At 63.8% G+C, this 26,413-nt stretch carries 13 protein-coding genes and 1 pseudogene; 1 reads left to right on the top strand and 13 read right to left on the bottom strand.

Translation table 11 applies throughout. The features are described 5' to 3' along the window. Positions 1-34: 34 nt before the first annotated feature. The 6 genes from P12x_RS10205 to P12x_RS10230 form a co-directional block, all read right to left on the bottom strand. Complete coding sequence (locus P12x_RS10205) at positions 35-2,299, bottom strand: di-heme-cytochrome C peroxidase (RefSeq protein ID WP_435010762.1); 2,265 nt, start codon at positions 2,297-2,299, stop codon at positions 35-37. 39 nt (positions 2,300-2,338) lie between these two features. Beyond that, positions 2,339-6,637 carry a patatin-like phospholipase family protein gene (locus tag P12x_RS10210; protein WP_435010763.1) on the bottom strand — a complete coding sequence of 1,433 codons (4,299 nt, stop codon included), beginning with the start codon at positions 6,635-6,637 and terminating at the stop codon, positions 2,339-2,341. A 312-nt stretch (positions 6,638-6,949) separates the two neighbouring features. Beyond that, complete coding sequence (locus P12x_RS10215) at positions 6,950-8,023, bottom strand: LysR family transcriptional regulator (RefSeq protein ID WP_435010764.1); 1,074 nt, start codon at positions 8,021-8,023, stop codon at positions 6,950-6,952. 15 nt (positions 8,024-8,038) lie between these two features. Then, the gene (locus P12x_RS10220; protein WP_435010765.1) at positions 8,039-9,943 is read right to left on the bottom strand and encodes a tetratricopeptide repeat protein; all 1,905 of its coding nucleotides are present in this window, start codon (positions 9,941-9,943) and stop codon (positions 8,039-8,041) included. Positions 9,944-9,985: 42 nt separating this feature from the next. Continuing rightward, on the bottom strand, positions 9,986-10,918 hold the full coding sequence (locus P12x_RS10225) for a YybH family protein (protein ID WP_435010766.1): 933 nt from the start codon (positions 10,916-10,918) through the stop codon (positions 9,986-9,988). Positions 10,919-11,018: 100 nt separating this feature from the next. Beyond that, a complete protein-coding gene (locus P12x_RS10230) occupies positions 11,019-12,530 on the bottom strand; it encodes a PAS domain-containing sensor histidine kinase (RefSeq protein WP_435010767.1) in 1,512 nt (503 codons plus the stop codon). Positions 12,531-13,272: 742 nt separating this feature from the next. On the opposite strand from P12x_RS10230, the gene P12x_RS10235 reads away from it, so the two are divergent. Continuing rightward, entirely contained in the window at positions 13,273-14,553 is a 1,281-nt protein-coding gene (locus tag P12x_RS10235; RefSeq protein WP_435010768.1) for a PP2C family protein-serine/threonine phosphatase, read from the top strand. Between the two features lie 204 nt (positions 14,554-14,757). Here the strand turns inward: P12x_RS10235 and P12x_RS10240 are convergent, their stop codons facing one another. The 7 genes and pseudogenes from P12x_RS10240 to rplK all read right to left on the bottom strand — a co-directional run bounded on the left by P12x_RS10240 (position 14,758) and on the right by rplK (position 26,383). Next, positions 14,758-14,916 (bottom strand): hypothetical protein, encoded by a 159-nt coding sequence (locus P12x_RS10240; RefSeq protein ID WP_435010769.1) that lies wholly within the window; start codon positions 14,914-14,916, stop codon positions 14,758-14,760. A gap of 246 nt (positions 14,917-15,162) precedes the next feature. Then, positions 15,163-19,368, bottom strand: a pseudogene (rpoC, locus tag P12x_RS10245) (DNA-directed RNA polymerase subunit beta'); the annotation flags it as partial. A 567-nt stretch (positions 19,369-19,935) separates the two neighbouring features. Further along, entirely contained in the window at positions 19,936-23,643 is a 3,708-nt protein-coding gene (gene rpoB / locus P12x_RS10250; RefSeq protein ID WP_435010770.1) for a DNA-directed RNA polymerase subunit beta, read from the bottom strand. Between the two features lie 303 nt (positions 23,644-23,946). Beyond that, positions 23,947-24,357, bottom strand: coding sequence for a 50S ribosomal protein L7/L12 (gene rplL, locus P12x_RS10255; protein ID WP_435010771.1), 411 nt, complete (start codon positions 24,355-24,357; stop codon positions 23,947-23,949). Between the two features lie 138 nt (positions 24,358-24,495). Continuing rightward, positions 24,496-25,059: a 50S ribosomal protein L10 gene (gene rplJ / locus P12x_RS10260; protein WP_435010772.1), complete on the bottom strand. Its 564-nt coding sequence runs from the start codon at positions 25,057-25,059 to the stop codon at positions 24,496-24,498. 74 nt (positions 25,060-25,133) lie between these two features. Next, on the bottom strand, positions 25,134-25,814 hold the full coding sequence (rplA, locus tag P12x_RS10265; protein WP_435010773.1) for a 50S ribosomal protein L1: 681 nt from the start codon (positions 25,812-25,814) through the stop codon (positions 25,134-25,136). A gap of 143 nt (positions 25,815-25,957) precedes the next feature. Beyond that, on the bottom strand, positions 25,958-26,383 hold the full coding sequence (gene rplK / locus P12x_RS10270) for a 50S ribosomal protein L11 (protein WP_435010774.1): 426 nt from the start codon (positions 26,381-26,383) through the stop codon (positions 25,958-25,960). Positions 26,384-26,413: the final 30 nt, after the last annotated feature.

The raw sequence follows: 26,413 nt of genomic DNA on the forward strand, positions 1-26,413 counted from the left end.
TCGAATTATTCGGCCCCCGTGACTCCGGATTCGCTCAGAGGGTCTTCAGATACTCGACGAGCTGACGACGCTCCTCCTCGCGGAATTCCGGGCCGAGCACGCCTCGGATCACCCGGGCACTGGGCTTCCGGAGCGCCTGGCTGGTGGCCTTGCGGACCAGTTCCCATCGCTCGACGGGCGACTTCTTTGAATAGTCATCGAGGTTCAGTCCCAGGGCCAGCGCCCATCGCTGATCCAGGGTCGACTTCCCATCCCACGCGACGGCCTCGAGTTCCTCCAGCGTGAGGTTCCGGAATTCATGCCCTTCATTGCGGTTACCGGAGAGGCTGGTGTCCATCAGGAAGGATCCGGCGACCTGATGGGTCTCGTAGCCGACGTCCCGGGGATCGAAGCGGGTCGAGCCCAGGTAGAAGGTCCGGAACCGATCGGCGACCGGGACCAGGATCTGGTAGAGGTTGGGTACTGACCCATTATGGAGGTAGGGAGGGGTCGCCCAGATCCCGTCGAGCGGGCGGGCCTTATACCCCAGATTCTTCTCGATCACCCAGTCCATACCCCGGCCTTCGATGATGGCCTCGACCTGGCCGAAGTCCAGGGCCTGCGGCACCCCGCGAAAGCCATCGAATTTCTGACGCTTCGCCTTGCGGTCCGGGTCATTGTTATAGGCCGCGATGCGAGCCGGATCGGTGACTTCTGGCGGGGCGAGCAAGTCCATGGCCTTCGACCGATAATTTCGCTCGCGGACCATCGACGTGACCCGGAACAACCCCTCCTCGGCCGAGATCGTCGCCGAGCGGGTTCCTCCGTCTGCAACCTGTTTGATCCGGTTCGACTCGTATTGATAACCTCCTCCGGGATTCGCTCTGATCTCGGGCTCGGACGCCACGGCGACCCGCCGGTAGAAGTTCAGGGCCTGGTTCAGGTCGGTGCCGATCACGCTGAGGTCGACCACGTTGAGCCTGAGGAACCGCCTGCCGCTCGACGGGTCCTTCTCGGTGAAATACCGAGGATGATCGCCGGCGAGGTCCTTCTCCAGCTCATCCCTGGATGGCAGATGGCAGCGCTCGCAGTGCTCCTTGTAGAGGAGGCTACCATTCTCGACCATCTCCGACTTCGGGGCCAGTTCCGCTCGTCGGGTCGGGTCGTCGGGGAAGGCTTTCGCGAGCAGATCGTCCCATCGGGGCGGCTGGAGTCCCGAGAAAGGCACATTGCCCGAGATCCAGCTCTCCATCGCGTGGAGGTTCTCGACGTTCACCGTCGATTCGTAGGCGGGCGATCCGGGATCTGTCAGGTTGACCAGGGCCCCGACCCCGAGCGCCTCGCCGATGTTCCGGGCCATCGGGGTCCGGATCGAGGCGTTGTACTGGACCCAGTCGAACCAGGGTGTGTCCCAGAGGTGCGGGAAGTTCACCGGCGCATCGGTGACGGTCTGATTTTCGACGTTCAGGACCCCGAAGACCCGATTCCCGATCAGACCCAGCGCGTCGGTCCTCGAAAACCCGGCGTCGATCGGGATCAGCTTGTGCTCCTTGGCATATTCCTGCCCGGCGAGGCCCAGCGAGATGTAAGTCTCCAGCTCTTTCTTGATCCGGATCTTCGTCTCGTCGGGAGGCGGAGGTGGGGTGCTCCGAGGGATCATCCGCTCCAGGCGGTCGACCTCCCGGGCGAAACGATCGAATCGCATCGGGAAGAACTGGGTGTAGAACAGGGCCATAGCGGTGGCTTTCTGATACGCCGAGAGGTTGATCATCGCCGACCCGCCGTCGATCAGGAATGGTTGATATTTGCCATCCCCAAGCTTCAGGTCGATCCTCCCGGTGTGGCAACCGGCACAGGTCAGGCCGACGACCCGGATCGGATCCGGGATCGGGGGATGAGCATAGGGCGCCCGGAAGTCGCGCTCGATGGCGAAGCCGACCGGCAGGTCGGGATTTCTCAGATCCTGATCCGCTCCCGATTTCAATGGATCGGGATAGAGGAACCCGAAACGAGCCAGATAGTCCCGCGAAGCATAGCGGCCCACCGGCAGCGGCGTGGCCACCGGCTGCTCCAGCGCCAGGAACCACGAGAGCGGGAGGATCTTGGTCCCCTGACTGGTATGGTGGTGGAGGTCCGAAAACTCCTCCCACTCCTGGTCGAGTCGAGCCAGTTTGACCGGGGGGCTCTCCAGCCCGGCCACGCCGCCGATCTCGAAGAGGGGGGCCGCGACCAGGTAGGTGGGGATGGCCAGGATCACCAGCAAGACAAACTTCCAGAACAGGCCGGTCTCGGCCCAGATACGCAGGATCGGGCGGCGCATGAGATGAACCTCTCGATGGGGATCGTCGGGACCGGTGGATCAATCCAGGTGCAGGAGCGAACAGGACCAGGGTTCGGCCCCTTCCGACGACTTCCAGTACTTCGGCTTGAAATCGTACCGAGCGAGGAAGACCAGCCAGCTCGCGTGTTCGAGATCGTTGTCGACCGGATTGGGCAGGGGGTAGCGAGCCCAGAGGGCCGAGGGTCCATCCAGCCCCAGCGCTTCCTGGATCTCGTCGCGGAGCCCATTGACGAGCTTCCGAGTGAGGCAATGCGAGGCCAGGCCAATGGATCGGTAAGGTCGTCGGACCCAGACCAGGAGTTCGACCGGAACCCCCTCATCGTCGGGCGACGGTTGAGGATGATCCAGGAACGGTGCCGCGAGGATGATCCCGCAAGGAAAGCGTTGGGGCGAATCTCCGGCCATCGCCGTCCCGGAGGGTCCCTGGTAGATCACCCAGATCGGCAAGTTTCGGAGTTTCAGGTCCTTCGCCCGGGAAATCAGGTCCAGGAGACCACGACCGGCCCGATGGTCGGCCGGCCACTCTCGCTCGAACTCGAGATCCAGGAGCCTGAGGGCTTCACCATGCTCGCCGAAGTCGGACGCGATCGGTGGATTGCCGGTGGAGGCGACCTCCAGGCGAACGGCCTGGGGAATCGCGGTGGTCAGATTCAGTTGCTGTTCGCAGAAGCGAACGAATTCGGAGCTGAACTCGGGGCGGAGGACCGGCCAGAGCCGTCGGAAGCTGGCGGTCCCGGTACATCGACGGAAGGTATTCATCCAACCGCGGTTGATCGAAAGCGACGAATTTTGCTGGAGCGAGAGAGATCTCCAGGTGAGTTCCATGACCTGAAGGATCCGGCTGACCGTATGGATTTCGGCGTGTGCTCGCGCGGCCCGGTCCGCCGGAGAACTTGCGATGATCTCGGGGAGTATCGGATAGAGATCGCGGCTGAGATCGGCCAGCTCGGGCTGCCTGGACAGATCGCGCTGGATCGAGAGCCAGGCGGCCGAGACCTCGGCGAGTTGCCCCGACCGGTCGTCGGGCGGCTCGGACCAGCGATCCTGGATCGCCGAGAAGAGCCGGGGTACATACTTCCGATGGCCGAGCTTCAGGATCTCGGTCTCATCGATCCCGTTCTCTCGCGCCTCGACCCTCAGATCTTCGACGACGCGGTTAGTCGGGTCCTCGAAGATTTTCCGGGCGATGTGGTCGCCCAGGCATCGGTAGCATTCGAATTGTTCTTCGTTGAAGGATTGCCTGAGGTCGGTCGGTTGGTGGGGGAACCGATCGTCTCGACGGGCATACTTCTGGAGGTCGGGAGGCTCATCGCCGGTCATCGACGATTTGACGTAGACGAGCACGCCGGGAAGCTCGCCCCGGTCGACGTCGTCGTAGTGAATCTGGCCGATGACGACGTGCGAACGCGAGAGCCGTTCCGGCCCCTCGGACTTCAGCGGGGCGGTGTCGATCTTGATCCGGATGCCGAAGTCGATCCGACAGAGCCGGATCAGGGAGGCGAGATTGTCATCGGAAGCATCGCCATCCTCGGCAGCATCGACGACGATGACGTATCGGCATCGTCGGCGAATCAGCTCATAGGCCCCTAGATTCTCGAAGTGGCCCCCGTCGGAGAGATGCAAATATTTCCCCTTGCCGTCGGTCCGTCCGAAGAACTCGTCCAGCCAGAGGTCGGAGAACCGGGGACTGGTGGCCCCCCAGCCGTCGCGACGGGGCTTCTCGATCCAGTAGCCCAGCCTCGCGTTGAAGAGAGTCAGGAGGGCGGTCAACGGGGCCGACTGGTAGAAGCTCATGTTCGGGTCGACCGCCGCTCCCGAAATCGAGATCGCCCGGCCCAGCGTGAGGTTGGGATGCTGGAAGTCGTCGCTCCTCGTGACCTCGCCCTCGTACCGGGCGAATCCGACCCCTTTCGATCCGCAGTATAAGGGAGACAGTGTGAAGGACTCTCCCTTGCGGTCGCGGGTCGCCATGTCGTCGCTGCCGACCAGGTTGAGCGTCGTATTGATCAGCAAGTGCGGGCCGTAATAGACGCCCCCCTGCCCTTCCGCCCGGCCGATCCGGAGGTGCCCCAGGTCGAGGTCATCCGACGGGTCGAAGCCCGTGATCGGGTTATCGGCGCGGATCGGGAGATTTTCGGAGGGTCGACTGAGCGATGGCGCCCCGGCAGGGACTCGAGGATCGTGCTTCCCGCCCCACCGGCGGGCCCAGGAAGACATCGGCCGCGACGCCCCGAGATAGCATCGGGCCAAACGATTGGTGTACATCGCATTGAGCGAGAAGAGATTGACGTCGATCAGCTCCCTGGCCAGCAGGTAGAGCACCAGCGAACCCAGTCCCAGCAGGACCAGCGAGAGCGGGGCGGTCCCCTTCACCCCTTCGAGGTAGGATTCGAATGGCCCCAGGTTGTCCCCTCGGAGAGTGAAGAGGCCCGGCCGGTTCACGATCATCGAACCCACCAGGGCGACCACGCCCAGCAAGCCGATCAAAAAGACCTGCGCGGCCAGTGAGGCGATCTGAGTCAGCCGGAGGGCCGGGTCTCCCTGTTGCCTCGCGGGCTTGAGTTGCCCGGAGAAGACACCGGCGGCGGCCGTGACGATCCAGCCCGAGGCGATCAGCGAGCGGGTGATCGTCCCCGAGGCCAGGAACACCCCCGGCAGATAGATCACGGTGGCCATCCCGACGATCCAGAATAGCGCCACCAGGGTCAACCGGGCGCTGATCCGTGCCCACCATTCGCGTTCGGCCTCGCCCACGACTCGCCCGAGCAAGGCCGCCTGCACGATCAACGCCGCCACCGCGATCAAGAGCGTCAGGGGAGGCCCGAACGTCGCCATCATCCCGGGGCGGCCGGACCCCGCGAGATCCTTGAGGAACGCCTCCAGGAGGACAAGGAGCACACCCCCGGTGGCACCGGCCACCGAGGCCGCCAGCACATAGCGACGCCCTCGCCGGCCCAGCGCAACCAACTCGATGACCAGAGCGACCGCAAACAGTGCGAGGGGCAGGCCATCCGGCAAGCCTCCCAACCATCCAAGGACTGGGATCTCTCCACTCCCGAAGAACCGGATCAACAAGTGGCCGACCATCAGGAAGAAGGCCAGCCAGGTCGCCATCAACGCCAGGGTGGAGATCGTTCGAACTCGGGAAGTGGCAATTCGAGTCGCATTCCCCGCGGCCCCCAGGCCAAGGACTCCACCCAGGACCAAGGCCGTCAGCACGAAGTTGGTCATCCCGAGTACGCCCAGGTTTGCCTGGAGGGCTCCCAGGATCACACTCCCGAAGGTTGAAGCCGCCGAGACGTCCGACGTCGACCGGATCATCTCGACACGCTCGCCGATCCCCCAGACGAGGGGTCGAAGGTTGATCGTGAGGAGGAGCGCCGCGATCGACCCGGGGATGATCACCCCGTCCCGAACACGCTTCATCACCACCTCGCGTTCGACCGGCGGCACCGCTCCGATCGTGTCGTCCGGCCGGACATAGCGCAAGCGGACCTCCCTCAACTCGCGGGCGTTTACCGTGAGGGCGCGGAACATCAACGCTGCCCCGACGACGAGACCCACGAGCGAGATCCACCAATCCCAGCCCCCGAAGAAGCCCGGATCATAGCCGACCGGATTGAAGCGGACGAAGGCGTGAACGGTCATCCGGGCCGCGACGACCAGGAGCATCGCCATCGGCAAGAGCATCAGCAGGTTGATACTCACATTCCGGACCCAGATCATGATCACGGTCCAGGTGTCGGCCGAGAGGATGCCCGGCCGAGGGAACATGAAGCTGCTGTAGGAACGGAGGTGTCGGAGCGGTTGGGGCTCCTCATCGACGACCTCATCTCGGACCAGGTGCTCTCGGTAGGCCTGGGCCTGGGTGACCCGGCTGGGGGAGAGTTGGCGCTCGACGTTGACCGGGTCGCCACCCTCGCGCTTCAGCCAAGCCGCGAGCCAGGCTCCGGCGTAACCCCCGCCCGAGACGGTCGAGAGATAGTCGATCCGCCGGAGCAGGCCGAGCGCAGCCAAGCCCTGCAAGAATCCCACGGCAAATGTCCCGCTCCGGATCCCGCCCCCGCTGAACGAGAGGCCGGTGACGTGCCCGCGAAGCGCTGTCAGTCGGGCCTGCTTGGCCAGGGAATCCTCATCGGTCCGGCCTTCCGGGCCGATGTCCGCCACCCTCAATCCGTGGCTCTCCAATGTTCGATCATCGATATCGGGCAGTGGTCTCCCGAGAGAGGCGCTCTGCGCGTCGAAGAGACCCGAAACGACCTCGCGACGCGCCGCGATCAGCTTCAACTCATCGCGAAGGACCTCGGAAAACGGCACCGTGGAAAGGGAGATCGAGGCGTTATCCGTCGATGGCAAGCCATCCGAGGTCGTAATCGGAGAATGCTCCGGGGCGACTCCGGGCGAGGTCGCTTCCGAAACGACATCGGGTATAAACGGCTCGCCCGGGGACGGGGATTGGTCGCGCCGACCTCGGGAGTTTGGCTTATTTTTTCGCTTACTCATCGTGCGAATCACCCTGATCGACCATGACGGCTAAGCCTCTCGCGACCCTTGCTCGATTAGGCCAAGGCGATCATAGAGGGGACGCAAGGGAGACACCAACGAAAAACAATCTCTCATGACACCCGATTAGAGAATCCGTCGATCGATGGCTTCGTGGACACACTTTCCGAAGAAAGTCGAGGCCAGCATTGGTCGACTCGAAGCCTCACGGCTCCAGGAGCAGGCCCCGGGTTCCCAGACCCGATACCGGACCCTTATTCGATTGGCTCGGGGAGCCCTAGCCTTGGTCGAGGACGACGTCCCGAAACATCTCGCCTCGCCGGCCGAAATCCCCGCGTCCCGAATTACGGCGGAGAATCGACTCGTCAGCGGACCCTGACGACGGTCCGGGAGGAGGACCAGGCCGATGGTCCTTCTCGGCCGGTCGCCGGCAAGGTGTCGGTAGACGCGTCTCGGATCCCTGTCGGCCTTCCGGGCCATCTTGGGGACCAGCGAGACGCCCTGGCCCACGCTGACCAGCTCCTGAATCGTGGCGAGTTGGTTGACCCGACCGGTCACGATCGGCCGGAATCGCTTCTGCTGGCAGAACCCCAGCGCATTACCGGCCAGGCAGTGGGCGTCGTTCAGGAGGATGAACGGCTCGGCCTGGAGGTCGGCCAGGGTCACCACCTCGGCGGCCACCAGCCGATGATCGTCGGGGAGGAGGACCAGCAACTCTTCCTCGAAAAGTGGCTCGACATCGAAGTCGTGGCCTTCGATCGGCAGGGGTAGGACCGCCAGGTCGATTTCGCAGTCGACGAGTTTCTTGACGATCGAGGAGGTCACCTCCTCGACCAGTTCCACCTGGGCTCTCGGGAATCGACTCGCGAAGGTCCCCACGACCTGGGTCAGGAAGTAGGGGACCACCGTCGGTGGTGCGCCGACCACCAGTCGGCCCGCTTCGGGATCTTCCTCAACCAGAGACTTCGCATCGTCCACCAGCCGGAGGACCTGATCGCCCATCGGCCCGAGCCGGCGACCGGCCTCGGTCAGGAGGACCCGCCGCCCGAGAAGTTCAAACAAGGGGCGGCCGAGTTCGCCCTCCAGCTTGATGATCTGCTGGCTGAGCGAGGGCTGGGAGCCGAAGCAAGCCTCGGCAGCCCTGGTGAAACTACCCAGCTCGGCGACCTTGACGAAGTAGCGGAGCTGGTGGATTTCCATCAATTCGGCCCCGGGTCATCGACCGAAATCGAGTCCCGGGTCATCCGCCGGAGTGCCCAGCGCCTTGAAGTGGAAGTGGCCGTCGTCCTTCCAGGTAACCTTGCCGACCATGGGAGGCATGTCGGACGGGACCATCGCGAGGGTATCGTCGTCGAGTCCCGCTTCGCCCTTGATCTCGCGAGCCTGACCCTTCTCATCGACCTTCCAGAGGAAAGCCTTCTCCGGCCCGAGTGTCAGAGTGATGGCGACATCGGGCACAGGCTTGGCGATCCAGGTGCCGAGTAATTTGGGCGTGAGCGGGCCGGAAGGCAAGGGAGGTGCCTCATTCGAGCCAGCAGGTGTCGGATCGGCCGGCACGGCCTCTGCTTGAGCTGGCGCGGCTGCGGCGGGCTGCTGGCTCTCTTCGATGGCCGAGAGAAGCTGGGCCGAGAGCCGGTCCTGGGGTTGGAGCGCGACGACTTCACGAAGCCGGACGGCGGCCGCGTCGGCGCTATTCTGGGTGAGATAAAGGGCGGCCAGGACGAACCGGGCCGAGGCCGCTTTCGGCGAGGCGTTGCAATACGCCTCGAGGGCTCGGAGCTGCTCGGTATAGGTCGAGACGTCGGGATAGAGCCCGATCAGCGTCGTCCAGTCGAAGCCGGGGCCGGCCGAGAGGACCGTGTAAAGCGGCACGGCAGCCTCGTCATACCTCCGCTGGGCGAAGAGGCAAATGGCCCGAAATTCGTGAAGGATCGGGTCGTTCGGCGTCTGGGTGAGGGCCTTGTCGGCCAGCGAGAGAGCCTGGACGTAATCCCCCGCGTAGAACGCCTGGCGAGCCGAAGCGAAACTCTCGTCCGCCGTCTGGATCACCTCTTCGGGAGGCGGAGACGACATCACGTCAAGCGGCCTCGAATAGTCGTAGGCCACAGCCGCCACGGGCTGCTGCACGACCACAGTCGAGGTGCCGTAATACGGGTTGCTATAGCGGGAATAACCCCAGCTATTGACCAGCGACCCGACCCCCCAGGCCGCGAGGCCGACCGCCGCACCCACACCCAGGGCGCTGTTGCCCACATTATAGTAGCCCCAGCCCGGCCCATAATGCCCGTTCCAGGAGCCGTTAACCCAGTTCCGGTGATAGCCGTAATAGGGGCTCCCGTGGTATCCGCCGTACCCACCCCAGTTGGAATATCCGGGGCGATATCCGCCAGGCCCCGGATATCCTCCATGCCCTCCGAACCCTCCTCCATAGCCGGGGAAATAATTTCTCCCGCCGACGTTGTTCACTCCACCGACGTTTATGTTTGTATTGTTTCGATTGAAGTTATTGAAGTTATTATTGGTATTCTGGCGATTATTAAAAACATTATTGTTGTTGATGTTCTGCCTGTTGGAATTCTGGACGTTCAAGTTGGGGCGATTATTGTTGATATTCGGCCGATTGACGATCGGCTGATTGACCTCGGGCCGGTTGATATTCGGGCGATTCCCATCGGGCCGGTTGATATTCGGGCGATTCCCATCGGGCCGGTTGATGTTCGGGCGATTCCCATCGGGCCGGTTGATATTCGGGCGATTCCCATCGGGCCGGTTGATATTCGGGCGATTCCCATCGGGCCGGTTGATGTTCGGGAGAGTGCTCGGACGGTTAACGTTCGTACCGGGGTTGTTCGGGCGGCTGATGTTCGCACCTGGATTGTTCGGTCGGCTGACGTTCGGACGACTGGTGTTCGCACCTGGGTTGCTCGGTCGGCTGATGTTCGGGCGGCTGACGTTCGCACCGGGGTTGCTCGGGATGTTCGGTCGACTGACGTTCGGCCGGCCTCGCCCCCCGACCATCCCTCCCCCCCCGCCGCCTCGGCGACCCTGGGCGGTGGTTTCCCCGGCGATGACCAGGAGAGTCACAATCGAGGCGATAGCCACTCGCATTGCTGGGTTCATGATGGTCGGCCTCGATGGTGGTGATTCTTGGTTCTGGACAGTTTATTTGGGCTCTGGCGGCTTGCGGACCATCACGATCTCGTCGAAGTCCTCGATCGGCACGCCACCGATGGTCCGATCAGTCGACTTCCAGACAATGCGATCGTTACCAGCCCTGGTCATGGACTGGGTGGCGCTGGTGGTCAGGCCATCGGGGCGAACACCCGTCGACTTGATGATCCATTGATCTTGACTCCGGACCCAGTGGCCGACGCGATAGCCACCCTCGGAGTCGAAGGTCCATGACTTGATCTGGCGAGTGAGCGGGTCCCAGCCGATTCGCTGATTTCCCTTGAGGATCGGATGACCCTCGGTGCGGACCTCGAAGCTCCTGAGGAGATAGTTCCCGTCCTCCGACCAATCGAGCGAGGTCTTGATCACGGCCTGGCCGCTCTCCTCGACCCATTCTCCGACGAGCCAGGCGAGTTCTTCGAGCCGATCGTGGCGACTCATCTCCTCATGGAGAACTTCGCCGATCGAGGCGATTTTCCAGCCCGCTTCCCCTTTCGCGAGCGTCAATGAGTGGCTCGACCAGGATTGCTCCGATCCGTCGGCCGGGACGAGCTTGGCCCGGCCGTCCACCCGGGCCAGGCCAGGGGCCAGCAGGTGGATCGACTCGACGATTCCTTCGATCTTATCTCCGGGCATGTCGGCGAAGCGTCCGGCGTAATGGTCCTTGATGGCTTCGCGGCCGCGAATGGCGACGCCCTCGTGATCGATCGCCTCGCCCCCCTCGGTGAACAGATCGGCAATCGACTGGGCATTCCCCTGGTCGAAGGATTCGACGAACGAGGCGAGCGTGGCCCGGATCTCCTTATCCACATCGGAAGGGACCTGTTCGGGTGCCTGGGCCGGCGAGGAAGGCGGATCTTCGCCGACCGCGCCATTCGAGACCGGCAGAGATAGAACGAGCCAGGCCAGGAGCGTCGCGTTCATGAGCAGGGCGCCTGTGGAGGGGACGACCCGACGGATTCGGGTCGAAGATGAGCGGAGGTGTCTCGAGGCCTCGCCCTTACATTTCAGCATATCCAGTCCATCAGGGTGCGATCAAGGGAGGCGATTCCGCTGCCTCTCCCCGATCGATCTCGGGCCTGGCAGGCTGTCTCGAAGGGACAGCCATCCGGGTCGCCAGGTGGATCGTGAACCGCGAACCCTGGCCCGGGATCGACTCGACTTCGATCGAGCCGCCGTGATCCTGGATGATCCCATAACTGATCGAGAGGCCCAGGCCGGTCCCCACCCCCACCGGCTTGGTCGTGAAGAAGGGGTCGAAGATCCGCTCGCAGATGATAGGGTCGATCCCGCATCCGTGGTCGATGACGTCGATCCGGACGCCCTCGTTGTCATTCTCCGGGAGCGAGCGGATGGTCACCGCCCCCCCCTCGTCGCAGGCGTCGATGGCATTCATCACCAGGTTCATGATGACCTGATTGATCTTGGCGGCGAAGCAGGTCACCGCGGGGAGATTGTGGAGGTCGGTCTCCACCTGCACTCGCTTCTTCTTGGCGTGACCCTGGATGATGCCGATGGTCGAGAGGATCCCCTCGTTGAGGTCGACCTCGTTGAGCGACCCCTCGTCGAGCCGGGCGAAGATCCGGAGATCCTTGACGATCTGCTGGATCCGGGCCAGCCCGTCTCGGGTCCGGCTGAGGAGCCTGGGGAGGTTCTCCAGCGAGTAATCGAGGTCGACCCGATCTCGGATCTCGCGGATCCTCCCGACCAGATCCGGCAGGACGCCCTCCAAGGCTTCTTCCCCCTCGCGATAGAGGGCCAGCACGGCCACCATCTCGCCGAGGTCTCGCTGGAGGACCGCCACGTTGTTGCCGACGAAGGAGAGGGGGTTATTGATCTCGTGGGCGACCCCGGCAACCATCTGGCCGAGCCCGGCCAGTTTCTCCGACTGGACCAGATGGCTCTGGAATTTCTTGAGGTCCTCGTGGGCCTGGCGTTCCGATTCCGCCATCTCCTGGAGGAGTTGATTCTGGGTTTGCAGGAGTTCCTCGGCCCGCTTCCGCTCCGTGACGTCGCCGAAAATCCCCTGGATCCCGATGACCCTCCCGGAGCTGTCATACAGCGGCGTTTTTGTCACATGAACGTAGATGACATGCCCGCTAGGGGTGATGTGTTCCTCGACGGCCTCGAAGGGTTGGCCGGCCTCGATCACCCGGGCATCGTCCTCGCGATACTTCACCGCCAGCTCTCGAGGGTAGAAATCGAAATCGTTCTTGCCCTGGACCTGCTCGGGGGTCAGGTTCATCTCGCGGCTGAAGTTGCGGTTGCAGAAGGTGAAGCGGCCCTCCCGATCTTTCCGGAGGATGCTCTGAGGGAGGCTCTCGACCAGGGAATGATAGAAGACCTCGGACTCGCGGAGTGCCCGCTCCTTGGCACGAGTCGCGGCAAGTTGCTCCTCGAGCCGGGCACGAAGCCGGGCGTGACTCCGATTGAGTCGGAGCACGAGGATGCCCATCAAGACCGTCATGATCGTGGCGGCGGCGATCCCGAACTGGAAGAGGGGAGGTATCTCGATTCGGCCCAGATCTGGCGACATGATCCTACCCCTTCCGATCGAGATGCATTCGACTCCGACGCCCAGAATCGGCGACAACTTTCCCGGTTCGCCCTCCCGGTTCGGGCGCGGTGAGGACAGGTGGTCCCCAATCAAAGAGCCGCGTTATCGACGATCGAAGTCTCCCTTGAGTTTACCTGAATCGGCAGGATTGTCTCGGGGTCAGCCGAGGAATCGGCCCCGGACCGCAAGCGATCGGGGCGCGCGAACGCGGGTGGTCTCTCCGATCGCTCGCGCCTTCACCGCAATCTATGTACCTCTCAGGAAGTGCTCGGCCAACGCCCGCCGGCATCCGCTTCGGAGCCCGGTCACATGACCGAACGTTCGTCCCCTCGTCCAACCTAGGAGGCCGGACTGCACTAGCATCGGACATAGTTGATGGGTCGAAAATGGAGGACGAGGCGTTCGAAGCCATTGTTCCGATCGTAACAGGGGCATGATCAGCCACTACCGCCCCGGGCATGCACCCGCCCTTCCCGGGCTCCCAAAGACGTCCACGCCATCGGCCTGGCCTCCGCCGGGGCGAACCGAGAACGATCCACTTCGTCACCGTCGGAGTACCCTGGACTTGTGCGAGCGACCGGGACACCGCCCTAACCCGGGGTTCACCGCCATCACCACCCCGGACTTCCAGCGGCCCCGGGATGGCGGTGCGACGTTGAACGTCCTCCACAGTCCTGACATACTCGGGATCCTCCGAGACGAGTCGATTGGGAGCCACGCGATGAGCGCTGCCGAGGACGATCAGACCCAGGACTCGTCGGCCAGCCCGAGCGCGGCCGATCTGATGGCCGTCCTGGATGTCGCACGAGGGCTGGCCGCCTCGCCCGAGTTGCAGCCGCTCCTGGAGCAAGTCGAGGCCGCGGCCCTCCGCGTCCTCGACTGTGATCGAGCCGGGGTCTTCGTCCACGACGAGAAGACCAACGAGTTGGTCGGAAGGGCCGTCACCGGCGAGCCCGGCCTGCGGTTCCCGGCCGATCGCGGGATCGCCGGGGCCGTGTTCCGGGATGGACATCCGATCCGACTGGCCGACGCCCATGTGGACCCGAGGTTCAATCCCGAGGTCGACCGGAAGACCGGCTATCGGACCCGGTCGCTCCTGACCGTCCCGATCCGTGGCTGGGACGAGCGTCCCATCGGGGTCCTCAATGCCCTGAATAGTCGGAGCGGACCGTTCGACGCTCGCGACGAGGCCCTGGCCACCGCCCTGGCCGTCCAGGTTGGGGTGGCGATCCAACGCCAGCTCCTCTTCGACCAGGCCGAGGAGCGTCGGAGGTTCGAGCGTGACCTGGACGTGGCCAAGCGAATCCAGCAGGGCCTGATGCCCCGGCGCCCCCCCAAGGTCGCCGGCTACGACCTGGCCGGCTGGAATCTACCGGCCGATGAGACCGGAGGCGACTTCTTCGACCTCCAGGCCCTCGACGATGGCCCGGTCGCCCTGACCGTGGCCGACGTCGCTGGGCACGGGATCGGCCCCGCCCTGCTCGTGGCCGAGTGCCGGGCCTTCATTCGGGCGACCGTCACCCAGCTCCAGGACCCCGCCCGGCTCGTCGAACGCGTCGACCTACTCCTCTCCGAAGACCTCCCCGAGGACCGGTTCATCACCCTCTTCTTCGGCCTCCTTCATCCCCTCGACGGCCGGGTCCGCTACACCTCGGCCGGTCACGGCCCGAACCTCGTCTATCGAGCTTCGACCGGGATCGTTGAAGAGTTACCCCCGCATGGATGCCCCCTCGGCGTGGCCCCCGAACTGACCCGTGCCGAATCGACCGACGTCCCCCTCGCCCCTGGCGATATCCTGGCCGTCTTCACCGACGGCTTCACCGAGTGGGCCAACCCGGATAACGTCCAGTTCGGCGAGAACCGAGTGGGAGCCGCCCTTGCCCGCCACCGAGAACTTCCCGCGAATCAACTGATTAACGCAATCTACCAGGACCTCCTCACCCACACCGCCGGGTCCGTGCAGCCCGATGACGTGACCGCCGTGGTCGTAAAACGCCTCTGAGAGCCCTAGGAAAAACGAACCCAATTCGACGCAAACCCCGACCAAAAAAAGACCTCCATCGCCAGATCCTTTGGCGATATGAGCCCGGCGAAACGAACCCAAGCACCCTGCGGGAAGTCGGGCGCAGTCCCGAACGAAACGAACCCAGGCTCGAACTCAGGGGCTCTCATCGAGTCTTCGACACCCAGTGAGCCCCCGCTGGCATCAGCAGTCGAGATCGCCCCGGATTACATCGCTGGAAAATGCCGGGAATAGCAGGCTTTCCGGGAGATCCCAGCCCGAATTCCGGAAGGCTTCCCAGCGATGGTCGTCTCGCTCTTCGCAGACCACCTGACCGTGCCGTTCGTTCGGGAGCTGGGTCACTTCCAGGACCCCTCGGGCCGGTTCATCACACTATCCCGGCTCGAAGTCCGATCCGAGTTGCGATCGATTCCATGAGGACGACCTCTTTCGGCCAACGAAGAAGGCCCGCCGTCCCCGCTTGGAAGCGGGGAGGACGGGCCTGGGTTGGTCATCGGGACGTCGAGATGGGCACGATCACTCGGCCTTGCCGGCCGGTGCGGGGGCTTCGTCTCGGGGGTATCGGCTGAAGCCGGGACCCTTCTCGGCCAGGGCTTCGAGGGCCTCGGGACGAATCCGAACCTCGGCCTCCTGGTGGCTCTTGAACCCGGTCCCGGCCGGGACCAGGTGACCCAGGATGACATTCTCCTTGAGCCCGACCAGGTAGTCGACCTTGCCCGCCAGCGCGGCCTCGGTGAGGACCTTGGTGGTCTCCTGGAAGCTCGCCGCCGAGATGAAGCTTTCGGACTGCACGGCCGCCTTGGTAATCCCCAGGAGCTGGGTGCTCGCCGAAGCGGGCTTGGGGCGGATCCATTCGGCCTTCTTCGATCCGGCCTGTTCGACCCGCATGTTTTCCTGGTCGAAGTGGTCGCGAGGGACGATATCCCCCTGGCGGAAGTCGGTATCGCCGGGATCCTTGATCTTCACGCAGCCCATCAGTTCCATGTTGGTCCCGCGGAACTCGAACTTGTCGATGACCGAGCCGGGCAAGAGCCCGGTGTCGCCGACGGAGTCCACGCGGACCTTCCGGAGCATCTGAGCGATGATGATCTCCAGGTGCTTGTCGTCGATCTCGACGCGCTGGGACCGGTAGACGTTCTGGATCTCGCGCTGGAGGTAGCGCTGGACCGCCTCCTCGCCGGAGATCCGGAGGATGTCGTGGGGGACCAGCGGCCCCTCGACCAGGGCGTCGCCGGCCCGAACTCGGGCCCCGCCGTGGACCCGGAGGTACTTCCCGTGCGGGACCAGGTGCTCACGCTCGATCCCGCTCTCGTTCTTGACGATGATCGTCCGCTTGCCCCGGCGTTTCTCGTCGAGGAGCTCGACCCGGCCGTCGATCTCGGCGATGACGGCGGGCTCCTTGGGACGACGGGCCTCGAACAATTCCGTCACCCGCGGGAGACCGCCGGTGATGTCCTGGGTACCGCCGACCTCTCGAGGGGTCTTGGCCAGCAGGGTGCCGGCCGTGATCATCGTCCCCTCGTTGATCTCGATGCCCGCCCCTTCGGGGATGTAGTTGTAGGCCAGGATCCGGCCTTCATTGTCCTCGATGAGGATCTGCGGGTGGAGCTCGCCCTTGTGCTCCATGATGGTCCGACGGACGTGACCGGAGGCGTCACTCTCCATCTTCACGGTCTCGTTCTCGATGATGTCCTCGAAACGGACCTTGCCGCCGACCTCGGCCAGGATCGGGATGTTGTGGGGGTCCCACTCGCAGAGGACCGAGCCTCGGGTGACGTGGGCACCATCCTCGACCTTCATCTCGGCACCGTCGGGGACGTCGTACTTCTCCAGCTCGCGACCCTTGGGGTCGAGGATCTGGATCTCGCCGTTCCGCGAGAGGGCGATCTTCTGGCCCTCGTCGTTGACGACCAGGTTGATCCCGACGTACTTGGCCTTGCCCTCTCGCTTGGCCTTGTGGTCCTTCTCCTCGACGCCTCGGGTCGCCACGCCGCCGATGTGGAAGGTCCGCATCGTCAGCTGGGTGCCCGGCTCGCCGATCGACTGGGCAGCGATGATCCCGACCGCCATGCCGGGCTCGACGAGCTGGCCGGTGGACAGGTCCATCCCGTAGCATCGCCGGCAGATCCCCAGCGAAGCCTCGCAGGTCATCGGGCTCCTGACCTGGATCTTCTCGATGTTCATATCCTCGAGCTTCCGAGCCGAGGCCACCGTGATCATCTCGTTTTCCTTGACCACCACCTCATCGGTGATCGGGTTGACGATATTGACCCGGCTGACCCGCCCGCGGATCGACTGCTGGAGGCTGACCTCGATCTTCTCGCCCTTGTAGACGACGCCCTTGGTGATCCCCTGCGAGGTCCCGCAGTCTTCCTGCGTGATCACGACATTCTGGGCGACGTCGGCCAGCTTACGGGTCAGGTAGCCCGAGTCGGCCGTCTTGAGCGCGGTGTCGGCCAACCCTTTCCGGGCCCCGTGGGTGGAGGAGAAGTACTCCAGCACCGAGAGCCCTTCGCGGAAGTTGGCCTTGATCGGCGTCTCGATGATCTTGCCGGACGGCTTGGCCATCAGGCCTCGCATGCCGGCGAGCTGGCGGATCTGCTCGACACCGCCTCGGGCACCCGAGTCGGCCATCAGGAAGATCGGGTTGAGGTAGACTTCTCCGTTCCGGACGTCGTTCCGGAGCTGCTCCATCATCTCGGTGGTGATCCGCTCGCGGGCGTGGGTCCAGGCGTCGAGGACCTTGTTATAGCGCTCCTGCTCGGTGATGATCCCGCGCTGGTAGAGCTTGGCCGTCTTGGCGACGTCCTTCTCGGTCTCGGCCAGGATCGTGTCCTTGGTCGTCGGGGTCTTCAGGTCGTCGGTGGCGAACGAGAGGCCCGAGCGGGTCGACTCGCGGAAGCCCAGGTCCTTCATGTTGTCGAGCAGGGCGATGGTCTCGGCCCGGCCCAGGATCTGGTAGCAGTCCGCGATGATCATCTGGAGCTGCTTCTGCCCCAGTGCCATGTTGTAGAACGGCATCTTGGCGTGGAGGATGTCGTTGAAGATCACCCGGCCGGTGGTCGTGGTGACGACCATGCCCGGGGTGTACTCCTTCTCGCCCTCTCCCTTGAGCCGCTTGTGCGCGGGGAGCCGCATCTTGATCCGGGCGTGGACCCCGACCTTCTTCTGGCTGAAGGCCAGGAAGAGTTCGTTGGGCGTGGAGTAGACGCCGGTCTCGATCCCGTTCTCGTTCTTGTATTCGCCGGGCTCCCCGGGGCGCTGGACCGTCACATAGTACGAACCCATGACGATGTCCTGGGTCGGGCTGATGATCGGGTTGCCGTTGGCGGGGCTGAAGATGTTGTTGGTCGACATCATCAGGGTCATCGCCTCGACCTGCGCCTCGATCGAGAGCGGCAGGTGGACGGCCATCTGGTCGCCGTCGAAGTCGGCGTTGAAGCCCTTGCAGACCAGCGGGTGGATTCGAATGGCGTTGCCTTCGACCAGGACCGGTTCGAAGGCCTGGATGCCCATTCGGTGCAAGGTCGGGGCGCGATTCAGGAGGACCGGGTGATTCTTGATCACCTCCTCCAGGATATCCCACACCTCCTCGACCTTCCGTTCGAGCATCTTCTTGGCCGACTTGATGGTGTCGGCGTGGCCCAGCTCGCGGAGGCGTCGGATGATGAACGGCTGGAAGAGTTCCAGAGCGATCTTCTTCGGGAGCCCGCACTGGTGGAGCCGGAGGTCGGGGCCGACCACGATCACCGACCGGGCCGAGTAGTCGACGCGCTTGCCCAGGAGGTTCTCGCGGAACCGCCCCTGCTTGCCCTTGATCATGTCGGTCAACGACTTGAGCGGGCGGTTGCTCGACCCCAGGACCGGCCGCTTGCACCGGTTGTTGTCGAAGAGGGCGTCGACGGCCTGCTGGAGCATCCGCTTTTCGTTGCGGATGATGACCTCGGGCGCGTTAAGGTCGACCAGCTTCTTGAGTCGGTTGTTCCGGTTGATGATCCGGCGGTAGAGGTCGTTGAGGTCGCTGGTCGCGAAGTTCCCGCTATCCAGCAAGACCAGAGGCCGGAGGTCGGGAGGGATGACCGGGATCGCTTCCAGGACCATCCACTCGGGCCGGTTGTCGGAGTCGCGGAGGCTCTCGACGACCTTGAGCCGCTTGGTCAGGTCCTTCAGCTTCTGCTTGCTGGAGGTCTCGGTCAGCTCCTGTCGAAGCTGCTTCGAGAGGCCGACCAGATCGAGACGGGCCAGGAGCTTTCGGACCGCGTCGGCCCCCATATCGGCCTGGAAGGTGTCGCCGAACTGCTCGCGGGCCTTCCGGAAGTCCTCCTCGGTCAGGAGCTGGCGCTCCTTGAGGGGGGCATCGCCGGGGTCGACGACCACGTAATCCTGGAAGTAGATGATCCGCTCGAGGCTGCTGGTCTTCATGTCCAGCAGGGTGCCGAGGCGGCTGGGCATCGCCTTGAAGAACCAGATGTGGACCACCGGAGCGGCCAGCTCGATGTGCCCCATCCGCTTCCGGCGGACGCGCGAGTGCGTCACCTTGACGCCGCATCGGTCGCAGATCATCCCCTTGTACTTCATCCCGCGGTACTTGCCGCAGGCGCACTCCCAGTCCTTCTCGGGGCCGAAGATCCGCTCGCAGAACAGGCCGTCCTTCTCGGGACGATAGGTCCGATAATTGATCGTCTCCGGCTTCTTGACCTCGCCGAACGACCAGCTACGGATGTCGTAAGGGCTGGCCAGCCCGATCTTGACGGCGCCATAATCGTTGATACGATCGTAGGCACTTTCGCCCATGCTCACGAGACACGCTCCTCTGCATGCCGTCCGGCGATGCGGAAGTGGGGTAGTTCAGGGGAAAGTCAATTCAACGGTCGGATAGGCAAGGCACTTCCAAGTTCAAATTCATCGATTTCGAAAGTCGAAAGCCCGCGATCCCACCCTCTCAGCCCGGAGAAGGTTGTCGCGGTTCAAGCGGCCATCCTGCCCGCGTCAAATGCCACCGGCAGCCTCCCTGGCCGGACATGAATGACCCCAAGTTCCAAGTCGAAACCTCGAAGGCGCGGCCAGAATCCGGCCCATTGGTCCCTGGATCGGACTGCCGCCGGAGTCGCTTCTTGTCGAGAATAATCGATCCCGTCGTCGATTCCAAGCATAATTCTCTTGACATCAAGATTTTGTTCGAAACGCCTCTTCGGACCATCGTCGCTAGAGCACCCAACCGCAAGCGGGAAGGCTGCGAAACGAGGATCCCTGGTAGGGTAGATCGAGGAATCGGCTTCGACCCCGAATGAGTGCATCATCGGAGTTGAAGACGGCACGCCGAGGACCATCGATCCTCGGCGTGCCGGTTGCTTCGGTGGGTCAGATCCGCTTCTTCTCGAGCTGCATGTTGAGCCCGAGGCCGCGGATCTCGTTGGTCAAGACGTCGAAACTGGCGGGGGTGCCGGCTTCGAGGGTGTTCTCCCCCTTGACCATGGACTCGTAGATCTTGGTCCGCCCCTCGACGTCATCGCTCTTGACGGTGAGCAACTCCTGGAGGATGTAGGCGGCCCCGTAGGCCTCGAGCGCCCAGACTTCCATCTCGCCGAATCGCTGGCCGCCGAACCGGGCCTTGCCGCCCAGGGGCTGCTGCGTGATCAGCGAGTAGGGGCCGGTGGCCCGAGCGTGGATCTTGTCGTCGACCAGGTGGTGGAGCTTCAGCATGTAGATGTAGCCCACCGTCACGCGCTGGTCGAACTTCTCGCCCGTCCGGCCGTCGTAGAGGACCGCCTTGCCGTTCTCGGGCAGGCCGGCGTCCACCAGGCACTGGCGGATCGTCTCCTCGGTCGCCCCGTCGAACACCGGGCAGAGGGCCTGGAATCCGAGCTTGGCCGCGGCCCAGCCCAGGTGGGTCTCCAGGATCTGACCCACGTTCATGCGGCTCGGCACGCCCAGCGGGTTGAGCAGGATCTCGACGGCGGTGCCGTCGGCGAGGAAGGGCATATCCTCCTCGGGGAGGATCTTGGCGATGACCCCCTTGTTCCCGTGACGACCCGCCATCTTGTCGCCGACCGAGATCACCCGCTTGGTCGCGATGTAGATCTTGACCATCTGCAAGACGCCCGAAGGAAGCTCGTCGCCCCGCTTCAGGCTGTTGAGCCGGCGGTCCTTCTCGTCGCGGAGCGACTCGATCCTCGGCGAGTACTGCCGGACCACCTTGCGGGCCTCGACGGCCATCTCGGGGCTCCGGAGGTCGAGCGCCTCGAGCTTGAACCGTTCGGACTCGTCGGCCAGGTTCTTGGGATCCTTGTCGCGGCCGAACGGCTTGCCCGTGGTCGGGTCGGTGACCGGTCCGCCGAGGACTTCCTCGAGCGCCTTGATCATCTGCTTGTATTCATCGGCGATCTTGACGCTCTCGGCCGCCTCGGTGTCCTTCAGCTCCTTCTCGAAGTTCTTGCGCTCTTCTTCGTTGAGGCTCATCCGGCGGCTGAACCGCTGGGTATTGATCACGATGCCTTCGACACCCGAGGGGACTTCGAGGCTGTCGTTCTTGACGTCCTCGCCGGCCCGCCCGAAGATCGCGTGGAGCAGTTTTTCCTCGGGAGTCAGCTCGCTCTTGGACTTCGGAGCGACCTTGCCCACCAGGATGTCGCCGGGCTTGACGTAGGTCCCGATCCGGACGATCCCGTTTTCGTCGAGGTTTCGGAGGGCCTTCTCCGAGACGTTGGGGATGTCGCGGGTGAACTCCTCGCGGCCGAGCTTGGTCTCGCGAATCTCGATCTCGAACTCCTCGATGTGGATGGACGTGTAGACGTCCTCCTTCACGATTCGCTCGGAGAGGATGATCGCATCCTCGAAGTTGTAGCCGTCCCAGGCCATGAACCCGACCAGGACGTTCCGGCCCAGGGCCAGCTCTCCCTTGTAGGTCGCGGCTCCGTCGGCCAGGATCTCGCCCTTCTTGACCTCCTGGCCGGGAGAGACCACCGGCTTCTGGTTCAGGCAGGTCCGCTCGTTCAGCCCGACATACTTTCGAAGCTTGTAGATGATGTTGTGGTCGAGGATGATCCGAGTGGCGTCGACGTACGTGACCGTCGCGTCGTGCGGAGCCTTGATGATCATCCCCGAGTTCATCGCGACCTCACGCTCCAGCCCGGTCGCCACGATCGGCGGCTCGGCCACGAGCAAGGGGACCGCCTGACGCTGCATGTTCGAGCCCATCAGGGCCCGATTGGCGTCGTCGTGCTCCAGGAAGGGGATCAAGCCGGCCGAGACGCCCACCATCTGCTTGGGCGAGATATCCTGGAACTGGACCTGTTCGGTCGGGATCGTGTGGAAGTCGGTCTGATACCGGGCGATGACGTGGGGTCCCTTGAGCTTCCCGTCCTCATCGGTCGGGGCATCGGCCGGGGCCAGATAAGCCTCGCTCTCCTCGTCGGCACGCATCCAGACCACATGATCGGTCCGGTGCCCGTCCTTGATCTCTCGGTAAGGGGTCACGAGGAAGCCGTACTCGTCGACACCCCCATAGATCCCGAGCGAGCTGATCAGGCCGATGTTCGTCCCTTCGGGCGTCTCGATCGGGCAGATCCGGCCATAGTGGGAGATGTGGACGTCGCGGACCTCGAAGCCGGCCCGCTTCCGGTTCAGGCCGCCCGGCCCGAGGGCCGAAAGCCGCCGCTCGTGGGTGAGCTGGGCGAGGGGGTTGGTCTGGTCGACGACCTGCGAAAGCTCGCCTCGGCCGAAGAAATATTCGATCGCCGCGCTGATGCTCTTGGGATTGATCAGGCTCCGAGGGGTGATGTCCTCGGCATCCTTCAGGCTCATCCGCTCCTGGACGGTCCGGCGGAGCTTGAGGAACCCCTTTCGAAGTTCGTCGGCAGCCAGTTCATCGATGGTCCGGAGTCGTCGGTTGCCCAAGTGGTCGATATCGTCCACATGCCCCTTCCCCTTGCGGAGATTGAGGATGTAGCGAATCGCGTTGACGTAGTCGAGCGGATCCAGGATCATCTGGTCGTCGGCGACCGTCTGGCTGAACTTCCGGTTGATCCGGAATCGGCCGACTTTGCCCAGCCGATACCGATTGGTATCGAAGAACTTCTCGTGGAACAGTTCCTTGGCCTTCTCGAGCTGGGGCGGATTACCCGGCCGGAGCCGCTGGTAGATCCGGAGCAGGGCGCTCTCGTGGTCGGTGGTCTGGTCTTCCTGGAGCGACTGGAGGATCAGTTGATCTTTGACGTCCTTCAGGACACTGATGACCCCAATTTTGGCGTCGGCGAGGACCTGAGCCGAGACCTTCGAGATGGTGGACCCGCTGTCGATCAAGACCTCGCCCGTATTCGGGTCGACGATGTCACCGCAGGCGATCCGGCCTTCGATCCGAGTCGCGGCGTCGGTCTCGCCGGTGTCGATCTCCTCGGAGTCGTAGAAAGCCTGGAGGATCGCGTCGTCGGAGGAATACATCGGGCTCATCGCCCGGAGCAGCGTCATCGACGAGAACTTGCCTGACTGGTCGATCCGGACGCCGAGCGTGTCTTTCTTCGTGACCTGAAGTTCGATCCAGCTCCCGCGTTCGGGAATGACCCGGCAGGCGTGCAGCTTCTTGTCGCCGGCCTCGATATCCACGACGAAGTCGACGCCCGGGCTCCGGTGGAGCTGGCTGACGACCACGCGCTCGGCACCGTTGATGATGAACTCCCCGCCACCGATCATGATCGGCATATCACCGAGGTAGACCGACTCCTCCAGGGCGGTCTCGCCCTTGTTGAGGCGGAGCCAAACGTGGAGCGGTCGACCGTAGCTCAAGCGAAGCTGGCGGCACTCGTCGGGCTCGTAGCGGGGCTTGCCCAGGTCGAACTTGATGTATTCGAGTTTGAGGGTCTTGTCATAGCTCTCGATCGGGAAGATCTCGCGGAACACCCCTTCCAGCCCGGCGTCGGCACGTTCTTCGGCCGGGAGATCGGCCTGGAGGAACCGCTCGTAGCTGCGGGTCTGGATCTCTGTCAGGTCGGGAACCGGGTGGATGTCGTAGATCTTGCCGAAGTTCCGCCGCCGTTCGGGGGTGATGCGCCGCACGGTGCTAGCAGTGGCCATGAAAGGACGCTCCTCAAGGGAGATGGGTAGGCGCGGACAACCGGTCGGGATCGATCAGGACGCGTTCGCTGGATCCGGGGCCGGTAAGTGCGGGTGCGGGGTGTTGCGTTTAAAACCGAGTGGACGGGGGAACGAGCAAAGCCCGACACCGCGCGTCGAAACACCCCGACGACGACTCGGAAGGTCGAAGCCGGGGCGGAAGAGTCAAAAAGGCGGGTGGCATACCCCATCCTATGCGGACAGGGTCGCCAAAGTCCAAAAATAACATCGCACAGTCGACCCGGAAAGCCTCCGGGCCACTGGTCACTTGATCTTGACCGTGGCGCCGGCCTCTTCCAGCTCTTTCTTGAGCTTGTCGGCGTCGTCCTTCGAGATGCCGGTCTTGATCGCCTTGGGAGCGGCCTCGACGGCGTCCTTGGCCTCCTTCAGGCCGAGTCCGGTCGCGGCGCGGACGACCTTGATGATGCCGATCTTCTTGGCAGCGTCGAAGGCCTCCAGGACGACATCGAACTCGGTCTGAGCCTCGACCGGGGCGGCGGCGGCGGCCGGGGCGGCAGCCATGGCCGGGCCGGCGGCGACGGCGGCGGCCTTGATCCCGTGGACGTCTTCGAGGTAGTCGCCGAGCGACTTGGCTTCGAGGACGGTCAGCTTGACGATCGAGTCGCCCAGGGACTTGATGTGATCAGCGTACGAGGCGGTTTCGGCGGTGGCCATGGCTCAATCCGATCCTTTCGGGAGATCCGCACGAGCTTCGCGCGAGATTCGTATGGGTGAGGGGTGCTTGACAGACACCCGATCGATTCCGACGACGACCAACATTTCCAAATAAGTGCAATGGACGTCCGGGGCCAATCAGGCCCCTTCCGCCGGAGTAGCCTCGGCTTCGGGCGTGGCCTCGTCGGCCGGGGCTCCCTCGGAGAGGGTCTTGAGCTGTCCCAGCAGGCCGCTGGCCGGGGCATTCGCCAGGCTGATGACCCGGGAGACCGGGGCCAGGGCCAGGCTGACGACTCGACCGATCAAAGCCTCGCGGCTGGGGAGCTTGGTGATATCCTCGACCTGATCGGGACCGATCACCGTTCCGTCAACCGACCCACCCTTGATCTCGGGCTTCTTCAGCTTCTTGACTTGATCCGAGATTTCCTTGGCCAGCTCGGCAACGCCATCGCCACCCCAGACGGCCACACTGGGGCCTTCGAGGTACTGCGAGAGGCCGCCGATGCCCATATCCTCGAAGACGCGGCGGGCCAGCGTATTCCGCAGGACGCGCATCTTGATCGACTTCTTGCGAAGGTCGCGGCGGAACTGGAACTCCGTGATCGCGTCCAGTCCCTTCAGGTCCAGGATCAGGACCGACCGGTCGCCATCGAGCTCGGTCTTGAGCTGATCCATCATCAGTTCTTTGACGTACTTGCTCATCTCAGTCGATTCGTCCGGTGCGACGCGAAGGGCGAATCCGCCCCGCTCGGCCACCGCTCCCTGAAGGTTCCGGGTCAGGCCAGGACCTTGATGCCCGGGCTCATGGTCGCCGAGATCGTGATCGTCCGGATGAACGTCCCCTTGGCGGCCGCCGGCTTGACCGACCGGAGGTGGTTCAGGAACGTGTTGATGTTGTCGACGAGTTGCTCGTCGGAGAAGTTGATCTTCCCCACGGGTGCGGCGACGTTTCCGCCCTTATCGCTCCGGAACTCAATCTTGCCCGCCTTGAACTCGCGAACGCCCGAGGCGATATCCGTGGTGACGGTGCCCGAGCGAGGCGAAGGCATCAGGCCTCGAGGGCCGAGCACTCGCCCAAGGGGACCGACCACACCCATCATGTCGGGAGTCGCCAGCGCGACGTCGAAATCCATGAACCCGCCCTTGATCCGCTGGGCCAGGTCATCCCCGCCGACGATGTCGGCACCGGCGGCGGTCGCCTTCTCGGCGTTTTCGCCCTGAGCAAAGACCGCGACGCGAACAGCCTTACCAATCCCGTGCGGGAGTGCGACCGATCCTCGGACGTTCTGATCGCTCTGCCGGGGGTCGATCCCCAGGTTGGTCGAGACCTCGACGGTCTGGTTGAACTTCGTGGTGCCGAACGTCTTCAATTGCTTGATCGCGTCGGCCAGCGGGATCGGATCAAGGGATTTTACCTTGTCCCGCAAAGCTCGATATCTCTTGGACTGAACCTTCAATTCACGCACTCCAGAGGGAGGGCTGCCGCCCGGGGAAGCAAACCGTCTGGGTCGAGGGGTCTCGGCGGGCGGTCGCGCCGGCCCCAGGTCGAGCGACCCGACGGGGATTCTAGCGAACTTCGATCACGGTCGGAACCGTGAGATCAACCTTTAATTTCGATCCCCATGCTCCGAGCCGTGCCCGCGATGATCCGGCAGGCGTGTTCCATATCTCGAGCATTGAGGTCGTTGAACTTCGTCTCGGCAATCTTCTTGACTTGGTCGGGTGTGACCGTCCCCACCTTGGTCTTGTGGGGCTCGGCCGAACCCGATGCGATCCCGGCGGTCTGCTTCAGCAGCACGGCGGCGGGCGGGCTCTTGGTGATGAACTCGAACGACCGGTCGGAATAGATGGTGATCTCGACCGGGATGGTCGTCCCCTTCATATCCTTCGTACGGTCGTTGAACTGCATCACGAACTGGCCGATGTTGACCCCATGCTGGCCGAGCGCGGGGCCGACCGGCGGCGCGGGGGTCGCCTGACCACCCGGGCACTGGAGTTTGACCTTGGCCGTCATCACCTTCGCCATCGTCCGCTCGCTCTCGCAAAAAACGACCCG

This window comes from Tundrisphaera lichenicola (assembly GCF_051175385.1).
GTDB classification, from domain to species: domain Bacteria; phylum Planctomycetota; class Planctomycetia; order Isosphaerales; family Isosphaeraceae; genus Tundrisphaera; species Tundrisphaera lichenicola.